Annotated in this window: 17 protein-coding genes; 14 read left to right on the top strand and 3 right to left on the bottom strand. The window is 65.2% G+C overall.

Translation table 11 applies throughout. From position 1 onward, the window contains the following. The first annotated feature begins 67 nt into the window (after positions 1–67). Positions 68–493 (top strand): GNAT family N-acetyltransferase, encoded by a 426-nt coding sequence (locus ABWW33_RS09180; RefSeq protein WP_176652420.1) that lies wholly within the window; start codon positions 68–70, stop codon positions 491–493. A 319-nt stretch (positions 494–812) separates the two neighbouring features. After that, positions 813–1,289 (top strand): hypothetical protein, encoded by a 477-nt coding sequence (locus tag ABWW33_RS09175; RefSeq protein WP_353400986.1) that lies wholly within the window; start codon positions 813–815, stop codon positions 1,287–1,289. Positions 1,290–1,295: 6 nt separating this feature from the next. On the opposite strand, the gene ABWW33_RS09170 is transcribed toward ABWW33_RS09175, so the two are convergent. Further along, positions 1,296–2,690, bottom strand: coding sequence for a YfcC family protein (locus tag ABWW33_RS09170; RefSeq protein ID WP_176652421.1), 1,395 nt, complete (start codon positions 2,688–2,690; stop codon positions 1,296–1,298). 11 nt (positions 2,691–2,701) lie between these two features. Beyond that, positions 2,702–3,841 carry a succinylglutamate desuccinylase/aspartoacylase family protein gene (locus tag ABWW33_RS09165; RefSeq protein ID WP_353400984.1) on the bottom strand — a complete coding sequence of 380 codons (1,140 nt, stop codon included), beginning with the start codon at positions 3,839–3,841 and terminating at the stop codon, positions 2,702–2,704. Between the two features lie 164 nt (positions 3,842–4,005). Between ABWW33_RS09165 and ABWW33_RS09160 the strand changes: the two genes are divergently transcribed. The 12 genes from ABWW33_RS09160 (at position 4,006) to ABWW33_RS09105 (ending at position 16,305) form a co-directional block, all read left to right on the top strand. After that, positions 4,006–6,768 carry a TonB-dependent receptor gene (locus tag ABWW33_RS09160; RefSeq protein WP_353400982.1) on the top strand — a complete coding sequence of 921 codons (2,763 nt, stop codon included), beginning with the start codon at positions 4,006–4,008 and terminating at the stop codon, positions 6,766–6,768. A 107-nt stretch (positions 6,769–6,875) separates the two neighbouring features. After that, complete coding sequence (locus ABWW33_RS09155) at positions 6,876–8,210, top strand: cyanophycinase (RefSeq protein WP_176652424.1); 1,335 nt, start codon at positions 6,876–6,878, stop codon at positions 8,208–8,210. Positions 8,211–8,285: 75 nt separating this feature from the next. After that, positions 8,286–9,539 carry a cyanophycinase gene (locus ABWW33_RS09150; protein WP_353401423.1) on the top strand — a complete coding sequence of 418 codons (1,254 nt, stop codon included), beginning with the start codon at positions 8,286–8,288 and terminating at the stop codon, positions 9,537–9,539. Between the two features lie 161 nt (positions 9,540–9,700). Further along, positions 9,701–10,129, top strand: coding sequence for a DoxX family protein (locus ABWW33_RS09145; protein WP_353400980.1), 429 nt, complete (start codon positions 9,701–9,703; stop codon positions 10,127–10,129). Between the two features lie 67 nt (positions 10,130–10,196). Beyond that, complete coding sequence (locus ABWW33_RS09140; RefSeq protein ID WP_353400978.1) at positions 10,197–10,478, top strand: BufA1 family periplasmic bufferin-type metallophore; 282 nt, start codon at positions 10,197–10,199, stop codon at positions 10,476–10,478. Beyond that, positions 10,475–11,236, top strand: coding sequence for an alpha/beta hydrolase (locus ABWW33_RS09135; protein ID WP_353400976.1), 762 nt, complete (start codon positions 10,475–10,477; stop codon positions 11,234–11,236). The genes ABWW33_RS09140 and ABWW33_RS09135 overlap by 4 nt, the downstream gene beginning before the upstream one ends. A gap of 30 nt (positions 11,237–11,266) precedes the next feature. Continuing rightward, complete coding sequence (gene bufA2, locus ABWW33_RS09130; RefSeq protein WP_353400974.1) at positions 11,267–11,548, top strand: BufA2 family periplasmic bufferin-type metallophore; 282 nt, start codon at positions 11,267–11,269, stop codon at positions 11,546–11,548. Between the two features lie 2 nt (positions 11,549–11,550). After that, positions 11,551–12,396, top strand: a complete 846-nt coding sequence (bufB, locus tag ABWW33_RS09125; protein WP_353400973.1) for an MNIO family bufferin maturase — start codon at positions 11,551–11,553, stop codon at positions 12,394–12,396. Then, positions 12,393–13,145, top strand: a complete 753-nt coding sequence (locus ABWW33_RS09120; protein ID WP_353400969.1) for an HvfC/BufC family peptide modification chaperone — start codon at positions 12,393–12,395, stop codon at positions 13,143–13,145. The genes bufB and ABWW33_RS09120 overlap by 4 nt, the downstream gene beginning before the upstream one ends. A 27-nt stretch (positions 13,146–13,172) precedes the next feature. Then, positions 13,173–14,225 (top strand): alpha/beta fold hydrolase, encoded by a 1,053-nt coding sequence (locus ABWW33_RS09115; RefSeq protein WP_353400967.1) that lies wholly within the window; start codon positions 13,173–13,175, stop codon positions 14,223–14,225. A 65-nt stretch (positions 14,226–14,290) separates the two neighbouring features. Continuing rightward, positions 14,291–15,712 (top strand): IgA Peptidase M64, encoded by a 1,422-nt coding sequence (locus ABWW33_RS09110; protein ID WP_353400965.1) that lies wholly within the window; start codon positions 14,291–14,293, stop codon positions 15,710–15,712. Between the two features lie 125 nt (positions 15,713–15,837). Next, positions 15,838–16,305: a hypothetical protein gene (locus ABWW33_RS09105; RefSeq protein WP_353400964.1), complete on the top strand. Its 468-nt coding sequence runs from the start codon at positions 15,838–15,840 to the stop codon at positions 16,303–16,305. Positions 16,306–16,416: 111 nt separating this feature from the next. On the opposite strand, the gene parC is transcribed toward ABWW33_RS09105, so the two are convergent. Beyond that, positions 16,417–18,909 (bottom strand): DNA topoisomerase IV subunit A, encoded by a 2,493-nt coding sequence (gene parC, locus ABWW33_RS09100; RefSeq protein ID WP_444550986.1) that lies wholly within the window; start codon positions 18,907–18,909, stop codon positions 16,417–16,419. Positions 18,910–18,920: the final 11 nt, after the last annotated feature.

The raw sequence follows: 18,920 nt of genomic DNA, 5'->3' as shown, positions 1-18,920 counted from the left end.
CGGCATCGATTATAAACCGGTAGATGCTCGAAAATACGTCAACGTTGTCTTTTTAATCACCGAAAACATGACTACTCTGCACATCAGCACCGACAAGGCGGAACTCGACCTGCCCTTGATTTACCAATTCCTCAGCGAGCAGTCGACTTGGGCCATCGGCATTCCCCCCGCCGTGGTGGAGCGGGCGATCGACAATTCGCTGTGTTTCGGCGCTTATCTGGACGGCCGGCAGGTGGGTTTCGCGCGCGTGATCACCGACAGCGCCACCTTCGCCAACCTGGTCGACGTGTTCGTGCTGCCGGAGGTCCGGGGACAGGGATACGGCAAGCGCCTGATGGAGGCGGTGCTGGCGCACCCGGATTTGCAGGGGCTGCGCCGCTTCATGCTGGCCACCAGCGACGCCCACGGCCTGTACGCCCAATTCGGCTTCACGCCGCCGGCCCGGCCGGCGACGCTGATGGAGCGCTACTTCCCGAACATCTACGCCAACTAGCCGTTCATGCCAGCCAGGGGGACGTTGAGGGGGGATCTGGGGCTCCCCATCGACAGGACCGCACGCGGCGGGTATGTCTTTTTTTCGGGTTTTACTAAAACGTGCGAACCCTTGCTATTCACCGATAGTCTCCGATATTTCGTCGGAGTTTGTACTATCGCGTGAACTAAACAGTACTAATCGGCTCTAACAAATACAGGCCGAAAATTAGTATCGTTTAGCGTTCGTCTTGGCAATTTTAGTAATCGATAGCGCGCAGTAGTAAGTTTTAGCGGTGGTTAGCAGCGCTTAGTAAAAACCGATTTTTTGGGAGCCCCTCATGCATGCTCACGCATTCCCGATCCGCGTGCCCTCCGATGTGCTGGAGGCCCTGGGCGAATTCACAGGTCATTTCTGGTCCGATTCTCTAGCGCTGGAGCCGTTCATTTGCGAGGCGATCCGCAACTATATGAAACCGGCCCCGGCAGCCCAACAGCAGCCGGCGGCGCCATCCGAGGCCGGATACCAATGGAAGGAAGTCTTTCTGCCAGAGGGGACAAGGCTGCGCGCATGCTTCGATCACCAGTACTATTTCGCTGTGGTGGCGGGGGCGGAAATCAAATATGGCGAGCATGTAGTTTCGCCATCCTGCTTCGCCAATCTGCAAGGCAGCGGCAACCGCAACGCCTGGAAAGCCATCTGGCTACGCCTTCCGGGCAGTGATCAATGGCTGCTTGCCGATGTCTGCCGGTCGGCGCAAAAAGCGGCCATAGCGCGTTTGCTGGGAGGGACCGCCGCTCATGAAGCAGCTACTTAAAGCCCATCATTGCCAAACCATCAGGCACGGCGGCACCAGCAGCGCCAGCGCCAGCACGGCGTAGATCAGCTGTAGCGGCACCATCCACTTGGCCCAGGTGATCCAGGGGATGCGCGCCAGGGCCAGCACGCCGACGGTGATGCCGGATGTCGGTATCATCGGTGTGGTGAATTCGCCGAACTGGAACGCCAGGATCGCGGTCTGGCGCGTCACGCCCACCAGGTCGGCCAGCGGCGCCATGATCGGCATGGTCAGCGCGGCCTGGCCGCTGCCGGAGTGGATGAAGAAGTTGATCACCGTCTGGATGCCGAACATCTTCCATGCCGCGAAGATCGGGCTGGACGACTGCACCAGCGGCATCAAGGAGTGCAGCATGGTGTCGATGATGTGGGCGTCGCGCGCCAAAATCATCGTGCCGCGCGCCAGCGCGATCACCAGCGCCGTGCCGACCAGGTCGCGCGCGCCCTGGATGAAGCCTTCGACGATCTGCGTCGAATCGAGCTTGCCCACCAGGCCGATGACGATGCCCATGGTCAGGAACAGCGCGGCGATTTCATCGATGTACCAGTCGTAGCCGACCACGCCGCCGACCATGATCACCAGCGAGCCGACGAAGATCGCCAGCACCAGCTTGTGGCGCCCCGTCATGCCGTGGAATTCGCCCAGGCCGTGCGGCTGCTCGCGGCGCTTTTCCAGGTCGAGCGCGTAGGTCGGGCTCAGCTCCGGCGTCTTTTTCACGCGCGCCGCGTACCACATCAGGAAGACGATGGTGATGGCGGTGGCGATGAACCAGACGATCAGGCGATAGCCCCAGCCGGAAAACACCGGCACGCCGGCGATGCCCTGCGCGATGCCGACGTTGAAGGGGTTCAGGAACGCCGCCGAAAAACCGACCTGCGAGCCGAGGAAGGGGATCGACACGCCGGTGACGGTGTCATAGCCCAGCGCCAGCGCCAGCGGCACGAAAATCAATATAAACGGTATGGCTTCCTCATTCATGCCGAAGGTGGCGCCGCCGATCGAGAACATGGTCACGAACACCGGGATCAGCGCCTTCTGGATGAACACCGAGCTGTCGTGCGCGCGCGCCAGCGACTTGATCATCGAGTCGACCGCCTCGGTCTTCTGCAGCACGGAGAAGGCGCCGCCGACGATCAGCACGAAGCCGATGATCAGCGCCGCGTCCACGAAGCCCTTGATCGGCGCCTTCATCAGCGCCGTCAGGCCCTGCGGCGCGCTGGCGATGTAGTGGAAGCTGGACGGGTCGATCAGCTGCTTGCCATTGACCAGGTGCGTCTCGTATTTGCCGCCGGGGACCAGCCAGGTGGCCGCCGCGATCAGCGCCAGGATGATGAACAGCAGGACGAAGGTGTGCGGCAGCTTGAATTTTTTGGTGGTCATGTTGTTTTGATTTATTGGCTCAGCAAATCGCCTGCGCGGAAGGCCTGGGCGCCGGCGACTTTGCCGACGTTCATGCCGCGTATCACATGGCGGTGCGCGCTGCGGGCGAAGAACACGCCGGCCACGCTGGCGCGGATCACCGTGGTCTCGCCGCTGACCGGGTCGATCAGGTCGGCGATGGCGTCGCCAGGCGCCAGGCGCGCGCCGAGGTCGCGGGTGTAGACCAGGATGCCGGCGTGCGGCGCGTACAGCGGCTCGACGCCTTCCAGCGGCGTGGCCTGGCACAGCGGCGCGGGCAGCACCGCGGCCGCCGCCGCGGCTGCGGCGTCCTTGGGCAGCAGCACGCCGCTCAGGGTCAGGAACTGCAGCAGGCCGGCGGCGTCCTTCTCGGCCAGCGCGTAGCTCACTTCCATTTCGCCGCGCAGCTCGACGGTGGTCGACAGGCAGGCGGCGGGGATCGGGTAGCGGCCTTCGAAGTGCTTGTCCAGGTCCCACCACAGGCGGCTGCAGGCCTCGTCGAACGGCTCGCCGCCGGCCTGGTAGGCCAGCAGCAGCGCGTGCGCGCCCATGATGGCCGACAGCGGCGCGATGCCTTCGGCCAGCGGCGTGCCGGCGTAGACGTGCAGCACGGCCTCGTTGTCGCAGTGCAGATCGATGACGATGTCGGCGTCCACCGCCATCGTCATCAGGGTTTTCTTCAGCGTCTCGGCGTCGGTGGCCGGCTGCCAGGTGGCGATCGAGGCGCGCGCGTGTTCGCGTATCAGACGCACGTTGGCGTCGGCGTCTTGTCCCAGCAGGCCTTCCAGCGACTTTTTCAGGTCGTCGGCGACGTGCTTGTAGGAGCGGTTGAAGTTGATGCCGGTGGTCAGGTCGAAGCGGCCGAAGGCGGCGCCGTGGATCGCCTGCGCCAGGCCGATCGGGTTGGCGGCGGGCACCAGGATGACTTCACCGGCGATCTTGCCGGCTTGTTCGAGCGCGGTCAGTTCCTTGCGCAGGTATTGCGCGACCAGCATGCCGGGTACCTCGTCGGCGTGCAGCGAGGCCTGGATATAGACCTTTTTGCCGGTGCCCGCGCTGCCGAAGTGGAAACTGGTCAGTTCAAATGCGGCGTTGCTGTGCGGGCCGGAGAGGGGGTGTTTGTGTACTTGCATGGGTGAGCTAACACTATTTGCGGTCAAAGATTGAGTATGTAGCACTATTTTCACAAAGTAAATCGCTGCACGGCGAAAGGCGGCCTGCTTTCTTGAGTTTTCACGGCGATGTGCGTACAGTTAGTTTAATTGAATTATTTACATTGCTACCAGAGAGAATATATATGGGTGAATTGCACGGCATGCGGGTTTCGACGATGGCGCACTCGGTACGGCGCGCCCTGAGCGTGGGAGCGGTGATCGGGCTGCTGGGCCAGCAGGCCGTCGCGCAGGAGGCGCCGGCGGCGGTAGCGGCAACGCCGATGCCCAAGGTCGAGATCACCGGCTCGGCGATCCGCCGCATCGAGTCCGAAACGGCGTTGCCGGTGCAGGTCATCACCCGCGAGGACATCGAGAAGGCCGGCGTGACCACCGCGTCGGAACTGATGGCGCGCGTGTCGGCCAACGTCGGCGGCCTGACCGACGGCGCCAGCATTACCGACGGCCACGACCAGCGCGGCTTCAACAGCGCCAACCTGCGCGGCATCGGCACCTCGTCCACGCTGGTGCTGCTGAACGGCCGCCGCATGGCCAATTTCGCCTCGCCCGGCGACGACACTGGCGTCGACCTGAACAACATCCCGGCCGCCGCGATCCAGCGCGTCGAGGTGCTGCTGGACGGCGCCTCGGCGCTGTACGGCACCGACGCCATCGGCGGCGTGATCAACTTCATCACCCGCAAGGACTTCCAGGGCCTGGAGCTGAACGCCTACGGCGGCAAGACCGACGAGGGCGGCGCCGGCAAGCGCACCGCCACCATCAGCGCCGGCAAGGGCGACCTGGGCAAGGATGGCTACAATGTGTTCGCGGTGCTCGACGTGCAGCGCACCGACGCGCTGAGCACCTCGCAGCGCAAGTTCATCAACAACCTGCAGATCCCCGAGCGCCTGCCGCACCTGCTGTCCGGCTATACCGGTCCGGCCAACATCCGCCTGACCGGCGCCCAGCGCGACTACCTGCAGGAGCAGGGCTTCACCATCAACGGCAAGCCGATCACCAACCGCACCATCAACCTGTCGGTGCCGAACTGCGCGCCGCCGGCCAACCTGTACCTGCCGACCGGCACCGGCGGCGTCGATGCCTGCACCTACAACTACATGGGCGACACCGAGCTGTATCCGAAGTCGGACAAGGTCAACCTGCTGAGCCGCGGCGTGCTGCAGCTGAACGCCGACAACCAGCTGTTTGCCGAGGTGGCGCTGAGCCGCTCGAAGACCAGCTACGTGGCCTCGTCGGCGCGCGTCAGGGCGCCGATCAACTACAAGAAGATTCCCGGCCTGGCCAAGTACGACCTGGAATCGGAGGAAGCCAGCGCGGACGACGACGTGGTCGGCGATGTCGAGCTGCGCATCCGCCTGGCCGAGGCGGGCCGCCGCACCAGCGAGTTGACCAGCGAAAGCCAGCGCTTCGTGGTCGGCATGACTGGCAGCGTGCGCGGCTTCGACTACGATATCGGCCTCAATCACAGCGTCAACACCATCAAGGACAAGGATACCCACGGCTATCTGCTGTACGACAAGCTGCAGGCGGGGATCTACGACGGCACGATCAATCCCTTCGGCCCGTCGGGCGCGGCCGGCGTGGCGCTGCTGAACAGCATCCAGGTCAACGACGACGTGCGCCACGCGCGCGGCGTGATGGATTCGGTCGACTTCAAGGTGTCGCATCCGGTCGGCACGCTGGCCGGCGGCGAGGCGGCGCTGGCGCTGGGCGGCGAGGTGCGCCACGAGCGCACCGACTTCACGCCGTCGGCGCTGCTGCTGAGCGATAACATCAACAACGACGCCGCGCCCGAAGGCGGCCGCGCCACCAGCGACAGCCGCACCGTGCAGGCGGTGTACGGCGAGCTGCTGCTGCCGTTGACCAAACAGTGGGAGGCGCAGCTGTCGGCGCGCTACGACCATTACCAGGTGGTCGGCGGCGCCGCCAGTCCGAAGATCGGCGTCACCTACATGCCGGCCAAGACCATGCTGTTCCGCGCCTCGGCCGGGCGCGGCTTCCGCGCGCCGTCGATGTCGGACATGTACCGCCCGACCATCTACGGCGCCACGGCCACGCTGCCGGATCCGCAGTACTGCGCGACGGTGGACAACAACTTCGCCGACTGCGCCGACAACTGGGACACCCGCCGCTATTCGAATCCGGACCTGAAGCCCGAGCGCAGCCGCCAGTACTCGGTCGGCATGGTGCTCGAGCCGAGCAAGCAGGTGGCGATGACGCTGGACTACTGGAACATCAAGCGCACGGACCTGATCAGCGAGATCGGCGACGACGTCATCCTCGGCAACCTGGCCAAGTACGGCAACCTGGTGCACCGCGACGAGGACGGCCTGATCGACTATATCGAGCTGCGCAAGGAAAACCGCGGCGCGCAGGTGGCCACGGGCCTGGACCTGACGCTGGACTTCCGCGGCGTGCAGACCTGGGCCGGCCGCTTCGGCGGCCACCTGTCCGGCACCTATGTGCTCAATTCGAAGATCCAGAACTCGGTCGGCGACGTCTACCTGAGCAATCTGGGCCGCTTCGTCACCGACGGCGTGGTGCAGCGCTGGCGCCATACCGTCACCTTCGACTGGGACCGGGGTCCGTATTCGGCCAGCCTGTCGAACACCTATTCGAGCGGCTATGAGGACCAGAACTCGGCGATCAACATCGACGACGGCTCGGTGGTGGCGTCCAACCACGTGAAGGCGTATTCGCTGTGGGACCTGTCGGGCGCCTGGCAGGCGACCAAGGGGCTCAAGTTCCGGGCCGGCGTGCAGAACCTGTTCAACACCGCGCCGCCCTATTCGAATCAAGCCTATTTCTTCATCTCAGGCTATGATCCGACCTACACCGATCCGCGCGGCCGCCGTTTCTATGCCAGCGCCAATTACGCCTTCAAGTAATGTAACGTAATGATGCTTTAAGTCGGATTGAGGAATAGATTGGTATCATCTGCATTATTACGGCGCCGCGCGAGAGCCCTGGCGCCGGTTTTCATCGGAAGGGCAACATGAAATTTACAGGTTTTGCGCTCCAGCGCCTTGTCATGCGCTTTGGCATGCTCGGGATGCTGGTGTTCTCCGGCGCCGGCGTGTGCGCTGCGCAGACGGCCGCCACGACGCCGGTCGCCAAGACCCATCAAGTGCAGGTCAAGGCCAGCAAGCCGGCCAAGGCGGTGCCCCCGCCCAAGCCGGTGCTGGCGCCGCCTGCGGGCAACCTGGTCATCATCGGCGGCGGCCTGCGGGCCGACAACGCGGAAGTCTGGCAGCGCATCGTGCAGCTGGCCGGCGGCAAGGGCGCGCGCATCGGCGTGTTCGGCTCGGCCTCGATCAACCCCGAGAAGTCGGCCCAGAACACCGTCAACAAACTCAATCAATACGGCGCCCAGGCCTTCTTTATTCCGCTGGGCGTCACGCTGCCCAACAGCGACTACCGCAAGGCGGCCGAGGACCCGGAAGTGGTGGCGGCGATCCACTCGGCCACCGGCATCTACTTCACCGGCGGCGACCAGGCGCGCATCACCAAGGCGCTGGTGCGCCCGGACGGCAAGCACACGGCGGCGCTGGACGCGGTGTGGGACGTGTACCGCGACGGCGGCGTGGTGGCCGGCTCCAGCGCCGGCGCGGCGATCATGAGCACCACCATGTTCTACGACGCCAAGGGCACGCTGGAGATGCTCAAGCAGGGCGTCAACGACGGCCACGAGATCGCCTCCGGCCTGGGCTTCATCGGCGACGACGTGTTCGTCGACCAGCATCTGCTGGTGCGCGGCCGCTTCGCCCGCATGATCCCGGTGATGTTGAAAAAAGGTTATCAGATCGGCCTGGGCATCGACGAGAACAGCGCGATGGTGGTCAACGCCAAGCGCGACGTCGAGATCATCGGCTACAGCGGCGCGCTGCTGCTGGACCTGTCGGCGGCGATCACCGACCGCGGCGTCAAGGGCTTCAACATCAGCAACGCCACCATCAGCTACCTGGACCGCGGCGACAAGTTCAACCTGGTGACGCGCGAGTTCACGCCGTCGCCGGACAAGGCCGACAACAAGCTCGACCCGAACGAGCCCGATACCCGCGAACCGGTGTACACCAACGACATCCTCGGCAACAACGCGGTGCTGGACCTGATGGTCAACCTGATCGACAACGCCCAGCAGGAAGCCATCGGCATCGCCTTCGGCAATCCGCGCGACGTTTCGCCGGAGTTCGGCTTCGAATTCCGCTTCAGCAAAACCATCAACAGCGTCGGCTACAGCTCGACCGAGGCGGAGGCCTACTCGGTGCTCAAGCTGCGCATGGACATCCGGCCGATCCAGCTGCAGCAGCCGCTGTACCGCTACCGCTGACGGCCGCGCGAAATCGGTTATATTTAATGGGACGGCAGGCGCCGTCCCATTTTTTTTGCCGGAGCCGCCATGGGCATGACCACCACCTTGTTGAAGCACCTGCTGCAGGCGACGCTGACGCTGGCGGTGCCGCTGGGCGGCGCGCTGGCCGCGCCGACCGTCGATCCGACGCTGCCGGTGGCGCCGGCCGGGCCCAAGGGATCGCTGGTCATCATCGGCGGCAACCTGCGGGCCGACAATGCCGAGGTCTGGCAGCGCATCGTGCAGCTGGCCGGCGGCCCGGGCGCGCGCATCGCCGTGCTGCCGTCGGCCTCGTCCGACCCGACGCTGGTGGGCGAGGCGATCGTGGCCCGGCTCAATGCCTACGGCGCGAGCGCCTTCCTGGTGCCGCTGGCGGTCAAGCTGGCCGACAGCGATTTCCGCAAGGTGGCCGACGATCCCGAACTGGCGGCCGCGGTGCGCGGCGCCGGCGGCGTGTTCTTCGTCGGCGGCGACCAGGCCCGCATCACGCAGGCGCTGGTGCGCGAGGACGGCAGCCGCAGCGCGGTGCTGGACGCGGTGTGGGACCTGTACCGCAACGGCGGCGTGGTGGCCGGCAGCAGCGCCGGCGCGGCCATCATGAGCAGCACCATGTTCTACGCGCCGAACACGGTGTTCGCCACGCTGCGCGCCGGCGTCACCGAGGGGCGGGAGATCGCGCCGGGGCTGGGCTTCATCGGCGACGACGTGTTCGTCGACCAGCACCTGCTGGTGCGCGGGCGCTTCGCCCGCATGATCCCGGCGATGCTGAAGAAGGGCTACAAGTTCGGCCTCGGCATCGACGAGAACACGGCGATGGTGGTGGACAACCGGCGCCGCGTGGAGATCGTCGGCCACAAGGGCGCGCTGCTGATCGACCTGTCGCGCGCCACCACCGATCCGGGCAGCGCCGGCTTCAACGTCTCGAACGCCGTCATCAGCTACCTGGACCGGGGCGACAAGTACGACCTGGCCACGCATACCTTCACGCCGTCCGAGGCCAAGGCATCGGGCAAGCTGCAGGCGCATGCGGCGGTGCTGCGCGAGCCGGTGTTCTCGCCCGATATCCTCGGCAAGAACGCGGTGGTCGAGCTGATGGAAAACCTGATGAACAACCGCCGCAGCGAGGCGATCGGCATCGCCACCAGCGGCCGCAATACGCCGCTGCCGGAGCTGGGCTTCCAGTTCACCTTCAGCAAGACGCGCGACAGCGTGGGCTACGCGTCGGCGGCGCCGCAAAGCTACTCCATCCTCAATATGCGGCTCGACATCCGGCCGCTCGACATCGGCCAGTCGCTGACGCCGAAGTAGGCGCCAAAGTAGACGCCCATCGCTGCCGCCTGCGCGCGGCCGCCGAAGTATCACAAAAATGTTACGCATGCGATTTAATCGCAACCATTGACATGCTCCGGAATGCTGGTATTATTCAATCATCCGATTAAAGCGGGTGCGATTAATAACCCGGAGTGAACATGAATCAGTCAACCGCGCCCTCGGGCGCCGCCCTCTCAACGGCGCTGCCGCAGTCTCTGCAATTGCTGGTGGCGCGGGTCGGCATCGCCGCCGTCTTCTTCCTGTCCGGCCGCACCAAGGTGCAGGGCTGGCTGACGCTGAAGCCCTTTACATACGAGCTGTTCCGTTCGGAATACCATCTGCCGCTGATACCGGCGGAACTGGCGGCGCCGCTGGCCACCTACGCCGAGCACCTGTTCCCGTTGCTGCTGGTGGCCGGCCTGTTCACCCGCTACGCCGCGCTGGCGCTGCTGGGCATGACGGCCGTGATCGAGATCTTCGTCTATCCCGCCGCCTGGCCCACCCACCTGCTGTGGACCGCCGTGCTGCTGCCGCTGGTCGCGCAGGGCGGCGGCAAGTGGTCGCTCGACCGGCTTTTTTTTAAATAAATACATCGCATCCGCTGACATCGTGCACGTTTAAATGTAGTTCAACCTCAACTGAAAAGGAATCACCATGCTTACCTCCCGTTCCGCCCTTGCCGCATCGCTGGCCTTGACGCTGGCCGCACTGACCGGCGGCGCCCACGCCGCCGACGCCGCCAAGCCGACCGAAAAATGCTTCGGCGTCTCGCTGGCCGGCCAGAACGACTGCGCCGCCGGCGCCGGCACCAGCTGCGCCGGCACCTCCGTCACCGACTACCAGGGCGACGCCTGGACCCTGGTCGAAAAAGGTACTTGCACCAAAATCAAGACACCCAAGGGCTACGGCTCGCTGACCGCGAAGGACAAGAAATGAAAACCTTGAACGCAATCGCCATGGCCGCCGCGCTGCTGGCCGCCGGCATGTCCTCCTCGATGGCGGCCGAAGTGCCGACCGGCGCCAAGAACATCGTGCTGGTGCCGGGCTCCTTTGTCGACGGCTCCGGCTGGCGCACGGTGCACGACATCCTGTGGCTCAAGGGCTACCACATCACCGTGGTGGGGCAGCCGCATACGAGCTTCGCCGACGACGTGGCCGCCACCCGCAGCGCGCTGGAACAGCAGGACGGCCCGGCGATCCTGGTCGGCCACAGCTCGGCCGGCGCCGTCATCTCCACCGCCGGCGACGGCGACAAGGTCAAGGCGCTGGTGTTCGTGGCCGGCGTGCTGCCGGACGTGGGCGAGACGCTGGCACAGGTGATCGGCACGATGCCGTCGCCCAGCAACGACATCGTCGCCACGCAGGACGGCCACCTGTACTTCGACCGCGCAAAATTCAACGCGGACTTCGCCGGCGACCTGACGCCCAACCGCACCAACTTCCTGGCCGCGTCGCAGGTGCCGGCCACCGCCGCCGCCTTCAACACGAAGATCGCGACGGCCGCATGGAAGAACAAGCCGAGCTACGCCATCGTCTCCACCGAGGACCGCGCGCTGAGCCCGGACCTGCAGCGCTGGATGTACAAGCGCGCCGGTTCCAAGGTGACCGAGATCAAGGGCAGCCACCTGGTCTACATCTCGCAGCCGGAAGCAGTCGCCCAGGTCATTGTCGAAGCCGCGCAGCGCGCGCAGTAATTTTTTGAACCATCACCAAGGAGTATCACCATGAACCAATCCGTCGCTTCCCGTGTCAGCATCGCCGCCGCTTCCGCCCTGATGGCGCTGGCCTCCCTCACCATCGGCACCCACGTCAGCGCCGCTGAAAAAGACGCCACCGCCGAAAAGCCGGGCCGCTGCTACGGCATCAACACCTGCAAGGGCACCAGCCTGTGCGCCACCGCCAAGAACGATTGCAAGGGCCTGAATTCGTGCAAGGGCGAGGGCGTGCTGGTGCGCACCAAGACCGCCTGCCTGGCCGAAGGCGGCACGCTGACTGAAACGAAGTAATCATGAGCGCCACCGCTCCCCATTTCTCGGGATATGGCCTTGGCCTGCGCAAGGAGCACTACCGCGACTTCCTGGAAACCCGGGTCGCGGTGGACTTTGTGGAGGTCATCTCCGAGAACTTCATGATCGCCGGCGGCCAGCCGCGCCATATCCTGCGCCAGATCCGCGAACGGCATCCGGTCGCGCTGCATGGGGTGTCGATGTCGATCGGCTCGGCCGACGGCCTGCGCGCCGACTACCTCAAGCGATTGAAGGCATTGGCCGACGAGATCGAGCCGCTGTTCATCTCCGACCATCTGAGCTGGTCGCGCATCGGCGGCTTCAACTCGCACGACCTGCTGCCGGTGCCGTACACCGAGGAAGCGCTGGACATCGTCTGCGCCAATATCTCGCGGGCCCAGGATGTGCTGGGCCGGGCCATGCTGTTCGAGAATCCGTCCAGCTACCTGGCCTTCGGCGGCGCGGCGATGACCGAATGGGAATTCCTGTCGGCGATGGCCAGGCGCACCGGCTGCGGGCTGTTGCTGGACGTGAACAACGTCTACGTCAGCGCCGCCAACCACGGCTTCGACGCCAACGAATTCATCGCCGGCATCCCGTTCGAGCATGTGCGGCAGATCCACCTGGCCGGCCATAGCCGGGGCGCCGGCCTGCTGATCGACACGCACGACGGCCCGGTCAGCGAAGAAGTGTGGCAGCTGTATTCGCAGGCGATGGCGCTGGCCGGACCGGTGGCGACCATGATAGAACGCGACGACGACATCCCGCCGCTGGCGGACCTGATGCGGGAGGTGTCGACGGCGCGTTCGCTGGGCGCGCTGCGCGCATGGCACCGGGAGGCCGCATGATGCTGGCCGACCTGCAGCGGGATTTCCAGACATGGCTGGTGGCCGCCGAGCCCAGCGCCTCCATCGGCACCGATGCGCGCGCGATGGCCGGGCTGGCGGTCTACCAGAACAACTACCGCGCGCAGCTGGTGGGCTGTCTCGAGCAGTCCTACCCGCGGCTGCGCGCGTGGATAGGCGACGGGGCGTTCCGCACCGCCGCCATCAAGCATATCGACAGCCATCCGCCGCATGCGTGGACGCTGGATGCGTACGCCGACGGCTTCGACCGCACGCTGGCCGCGCTGTTCCCCGACAACCCTGACGTGTACGAACTGGCGTGGATAGAGCACGCCTTGTCGGCGACCTTCATTGCGCCCGACGCTCGCCCGCTGGCGCTGGAAGGCCTGGCGCAGGTCGACTGGGACAAGGCTGTGCTGAGCGTCGCGCCCTCGTTCATGAGCGCCGTCGCCATCACCAACGCCGAACAAATCTGGTCGGCGCTGTGGGCCGAAGAGACGCCGCCGGAAAGCGAAATGCTGGCGCGGCCGGTCGGCTTGCTGGTCTGGCGGCGGGGCTATACCTCCTGCCTGAAGCAGGTCGACGCGCTGGAGCACGAGGCGCTGCTGCGCCTGCAGGCCTGCGGCAGTTTTACGGAGCTGTGCGACTGGCTGGTCGAACGTCTGGGCGAGGCATGGGGCGTGACCAGGGCCGGCGAACTGCTGGCCAGCTGGCTGGCCAGTGAACTGATTACCGGTATCGACGCGGCATGACCGCATTCACCTCAAAGGAGCTTCACCATGTCTGACTCTGTACTGAACCGCCGCGGCTTTTTGCTGTCGGCCGCCGCCGGCGCCGCCGGGTTGTCGCTGGGCGGCGTGGCCTCCGCCGCGCAGGGCAAGGACCTGCCACCACCCGTCAAACCGAATACCGGCCCGCTGCCGGTGATGGCTGTGCGCCAGGTGGAGGCCGGCGTGCTGGACGTCGGCTATCACGAAACCGGGCCCGAGAACGGCCGGCCGGTGATACTGCTGCACGGCTATCCGTACGACATCCACAGCTACGTCGAAGTGGCGCCGATGCTGGCAGCGCAAGGCTACCGCGTGATCGTGCCGCACCTGCGCGGCCACGGCACCACGCGCTTCCTCGACGACGCCACGCCGCGCTCGGGCCAGCAGGCGGCCATCGGCCAGGACGTCATCGACCTGATGGACGCGCTGCACATACCGGAGGCGGTGCTGGCCGGCTACGACTGGGGCGGCCGCGCCGCCTGCGTGGCGGCGGCGCTGCGGCCCACGCGCGTGGTCGGGCTGGTGTCGGTCAACAGCTATCTGATACAGGACATCGCCAAGGCCAGCTTGCCGGCGTCGGCCAAGGTGGAGGCGGGCTTCTGGTACCAGTTCTACTTCCTGACCGAACGCGGTCGCGCAGGACTGACGGCCAACCGCAACGACGTCGCCCGCATCCTGTGGGAGAACAATTCGCCGAGCTGGCGCTTCGACGGCCCGACCTTCGAACGATCGGCCAAGGCGTTCGACAATCCGGACTACGTCGACGTGGTGCTGCATTCGTACCGTCACCGGCTGGGCGCGGCGCCCGGCTATCCGGACTATGAAAAGCAGGAAGCGAAGCTGGCCACCGGGCCGGTGATTCCGGTACCGGCGATCACGCTCGACGGCCTTGATGACGGCGTGATCCGCGCCACCGACGGCAGCGCGTCGGCGGCAAAATTCAGCGGTCCGCGCAGCCATCGGCGCGTTCCCGGAGCAGGCCACAATCTGTCGCAGGAGGCGCCGAAAGTGTTCGCCGACGCCGTGGCCGAGTTGGTCCGCAACGGAAAATGGCGGACATAGAAGCGCATTTTGGCCAGGCGCGGGATTACAATGGCGGTCACTTTTCACTGACCGCCGGGAGTCCCATGAACCGCTTTATCTCTTACGTGCTGGCGCTGGCCGTCACTGTGCCCGCATTGGCCGCTGCCGCGCAGCCGGCCACGGTCCGCCTCGACTATCTTCACAGCGGCAATGCGCTCAACGAGCAGTATGCGATGGAGCGCGTGGTGATCGAGCCGTTGCCGTGGCCGGGCGACATGAGCCGCACCATCGACGACACCAATCGCGGCAACAACATGGTGGAGGTGGTCGACGCCAAGACCGGCGATTTGCTGTACTCGCGCGGCTTCTCGACCATCTTCGCCGAATGGCGCAGCACCGAGGAGGCCAATCACGCCAATCGCGGCTTCCAGGAGTCGGTGCGCTTTCCGAAACCGGACCGGCCGGTGCGCGTGCGCATCCTGAAGCGGGACGACCGCAACGCGTTCTCCGTGGTCTGGACCGCCGACATCGACACCGATGCGATGGACGTGGTGCGCAGGCAGACGCCTCCACCTGATTTGGCCAAACCGATCGGCATCCGCGTCAACGGTCCATCGCCGGACAAGGTCGACCTGCTGATCCTGGGCGACGGCTACACCAAGGCGGAGATGGCGAAGTTTGAAGCGACCGCGCGCAAACTGGCCGACCACCTGTTTGAAACCTCGCCGTTCAAGGAACGCGCGAAGGACTTCAACGTCTGGGCGCTGGCGCTGCCGACCGAGGAATCGGGCGTGTCGCGGCCGTCGACCGGCGTGCATCACGCGTCGCCGCTGGGCGCGCGCTACGACATTTTCGGCAGCGAGCGCTATGTGCTGACCACCGACAACCGCGCCCTGCGCGAGCTGGCGCAGTACGCGCCGTACGAATTCATCGAGATATTGGTGAACAACGAGACCTATGGCGGTGGCGGCATCTTCGGCCAGTTCAGCACAGCGGCGGCCAACAACGACTGGGCCAACTACCTGTTCGTGCATGAATTCGGCCACCACTTCGCCGGCCTGGCCGACGAGTACTACACCTCGCCCGTGGCCTACCAGTCGACCGGCGCGCGCCAGGAGCCGTGGGAGCCGAATGCGACCGCGCTGCGCGATCCGGCCAATGTGAAGTGGAAGAAGTTCGTCAAAGCCGGCACGCCGCTGCCGACGCCGTGGCCGAAGGAGGCCTATGAAACGGCGTCGCGCGCCTACCAGAAGGAGCGCGCCGCGCTGCGGGCGGCCAACCGGCCGGAGTCGGAAATGAGCGCCTTGTTCCGCAAGGACCTGGAGTCGACCAATGCGCTGTTCTCGAAAGACCCGCACTTCCACACGGTGGGCGCGTTCGAGGGGGCTAACTACGAGGCCAAGGGCTACTACCGCCCGCAGATGCAGTGCATCATGTTCGACCGCAGCGAGAAGTTCTGCTCCGTCTGCGCCGACGCGATCGGCACCATCATCGACCTGTACTCGCGCCCCGGGACTCGGCGGTAAAATCAAGTTAGGTACGGTAGCGTACAGAGTGCTTTATCTCGTCGGCATATTCTGAATACGTGACATCGAAAGCCCCGCTTTCATATGATAAGAACGTATCCAAATCAACATCGAGAGGAAATACCATGAACAAAATTATCGCTACCCTGATCGCCGGTCTGTTCGCCACCGCCGCCTTCGCACAAACCCCTGCTGTCGTCAAAGCTGAAAATGACGTGAACAAGGACGTGGCCAAGGCCGAGCAGAAGGAAATGAAGGTGGACGCCAAGGCCGACAAGAAGGCTCATAAAGCCATCGCCAAAGCCGACAAGACCCACGACACCGCCGCCGCCCACGTTGAAGTGGAAAAAGCCAAAGCCAACGAAAAAGTAGCCAAGGCCGATCCGGAAGACAAAGCCAAGGTCGCCGCCAAGGGTGAAAAATCGGTCGCCAAGGCTGAAGAAAAAGCCGAGAAAAAGGCAGTGAAAGCCGACGCCAAAGCGATCAAGGAAACCGTTGACGCCACCGCCGACAAAGCGATCGCCGCCAACAAGACCGACGCCGTCAAAGCCAAAGGCGCTGCCGACGTCAAAGCTGCCGCTGCCAAGAACTAACTAGCAGCGGGATAAACCCGGGGTCAGGTCCGGCAATCGGACACGAGCTCTACCGTAGCGTTCGCTACGGTAGAGCTCGTGTCCGATTGCCGGACCTGACCCCGGGTTTTTTTAGACGATAGGCGTCAGCGAGGTTGGCTTGATCTTGGTCGCCAGCGCCTTGCCCTTGCGGGCGCGCTTGCCGAAGTGGACCGCCAGCGCCGATGCCGACAGACGCTCTTCCTGCGGCTTGGCGCCACGGCCTATGCCCGAGACGATCACGCCCTTCTGGCTGATAGGCTTGGCCGCGATCAGCGTTTCCTTGTCGTCCAGCTCCATCAGGATCACGCCGCGGCCACCGTTGGTCAGCACCTTCATCTCATCCATGCCGAACACCAGCACCCGTGCGTTGGCCGACAACACAGCCACCGCGCTGGCGCCTTCGCCGATTACCGCCGGCGGCAGCGGGACGTCGCCGTCCTCCATCGTGATGAAGGCCTTGCCGCCCTTGATGCGGCTGACCATGTCGCCGGCCTTGGCGACGAAGCCGAAGCCCGCGCTGGTGGCCAGCATCAGCTGCGTGGCGCCGCTGCCTGCGAAGTAGTGCAGGATGCGGGCGCCCGGCGCCAGGTCGATCAGCGTGGTGACCGGCACGCCGTCGCCGCGCGCGTTGGGCAGCGCCGCAACCGGCACCGAATACACCTTGCCGTTGCTGCCGAAGGCCAGCAGGTTGTCCACCGTGCGGCATTCGAAGGCGCCGTAGATCGCGTCGCCGGCCTTGAAGGTGAACTGCGTGGCGTCGTGGCCGATGCCGGTACGGGCGCGTATCCAGCCTTTTTCCGAAATGATGACGGTGACCGGTTCGTCCACCACCTTCTGCTCGACCACGGCTTTCTGCGCTTCCTCGATCACGGTGCGGCGGGCGTCGCCATACAGCTTGGCGTCGGCGTCGATTTCCTTGATGATGGCGCGCTTCATGGACGACGGGTTGTCCAGCAGGTCCTGCAGCAGTCCTTTTTCCTTGCGCAGCTCGGCCAGTTCCTGCTGGATCTTGATCGCTTCCAGGCGCGCCAGTTGGCGCAGGCGGATTTCCAGGATGTCTTCGGCCTGGATCTCCGACAGGCGGAAGCGCTCCATCAGCGCCGCTTTCGGTTCGTCCGAGTTGCGGATGATGTGGATGACTTCATCGATGTTCAGCAGGATGGTCTCGCGGCCTTCCAGGATGTGGATGCGCGCGTCGACCTTGCCCAGCTTGAACTGCGTGCGGCGGGTGACGGTGATGAAGCGGAATTCGATCCACTCCTGCAGGATGTCGGTCAGGCCCTTCTGGCGCGGGCGGCCATCGCCGCCGATCATCACCAGGTTGATCGAGGCCGACGATTCGAGCGAGGTATGCGCCAACAGCAGCAGCATGAATTCGGTCTGGTCCTGGTTCTTCGACTTCGGTTCGAACACCAGACGCACCGGCGCCGCGCGGCCCGATTCGTCGCGTATCGTATCCAGCGAATTGAGGATCAGCGATTTGAGCGCCAGCTGTTCCGGCGACAGCGCCTTCTTGCCCATCTTGATCTTCGGGTTGGTCAGCTCCTCGATCTCTTCCAGCACCTTCTGCGACGAGGTGCCCGGCGGCAGTTCGTTGACCACCGCCTGCCACTGGCCGCGCGCCAGTTCTTCGATCTTCCAGCGCGCACGCACCTTCATGCTGCCACGGCCGGTGGCGTACATGTCGCTGATCTGCGAGGCCGGAGTGATGATCTGGCCGCCGCCCGGGAAGTCCGGGCCGGGTATCATCGTCATCAATTCGCTGTGCGAGATCTTCGGATTGCGGATCATGGCGACGGCGGCCTGCGCCACCTCGCCCAGGTTGTGCGACGGGATTTCCGTCGCCAGGCCGACCGCGATGCCGGAGGCGCCGTTCAGCAGCACCATCGGCAGGCGCGCCGGCAGCAGGCACGGTTCTTCGGTCGAGCCGTCGTAGTTGGCCTGGAATTCGACCGTGCCGAGGTTGATTTCGTCGAGCAGCACCTTGGCGATCGGCGTCAGCCGGGCTTCGGTGTATCGCATCGCCGCGGCGCCGTCGCCGTCGCGCGAGCCGAAGTTACCCTGGCCGTCGACCAGCGGGTAGCGCAGCGAGAAGTCCTGCGCCATGCGCACCATGGCGTCGTATACCGACTGGTCGCCGTGCGGGTGCAATTTACCCAGCACGTCGCCGACCACGGTCGCCGACTTGCGCGGCTTGGCGGTGGCGTTCAGGCCCATTTCGTTCATCGCGTACAGGATGCGGCGCTGCACCGGCTTCTGGCCGTCGCACACGTCCGGCAGCGCGCGGCCCTTGACCACCGAGATCGCGTAGTCGAGGTAGGCGCGCTCGGCGAAGGTGGACAAGGTCAGCGTGTCGCCGCCATCGCCGCCGTCGCCGTCGCCCAGCGGGGCGCCCGGGCCGCCGGCGTCATCGCCGCCGCCACCGCCACCACCCATGGCGCCCATGCCGCCGTCGCCGCCCATGCCGTCGCCGCCTTGCGGCGGCATCGGTGGTGCGGGCGGAGCGGGCGGCGTAGCGATAGCCTGCTGGCCGGCTGCCGTTTCCGGCGCCGGTTCGTCAAAGAGATTTGCTTGATGAGTCATAGTCGGTCAGT

The organism is Duganella hordei, from assembly GCF_040369125.1.
GTDB lineage: Bacteria > Pseudomonadota > Gammaproteobacteria > Burkholderiales > Burkholderiaceae_D > Rugamonas > Rugamonas hordei.
The sequence above is the reverse complement of the archived record's forward strand: the minus strand, read 5'-3'. Positions and strand labels throughout refer to the sequence as shown.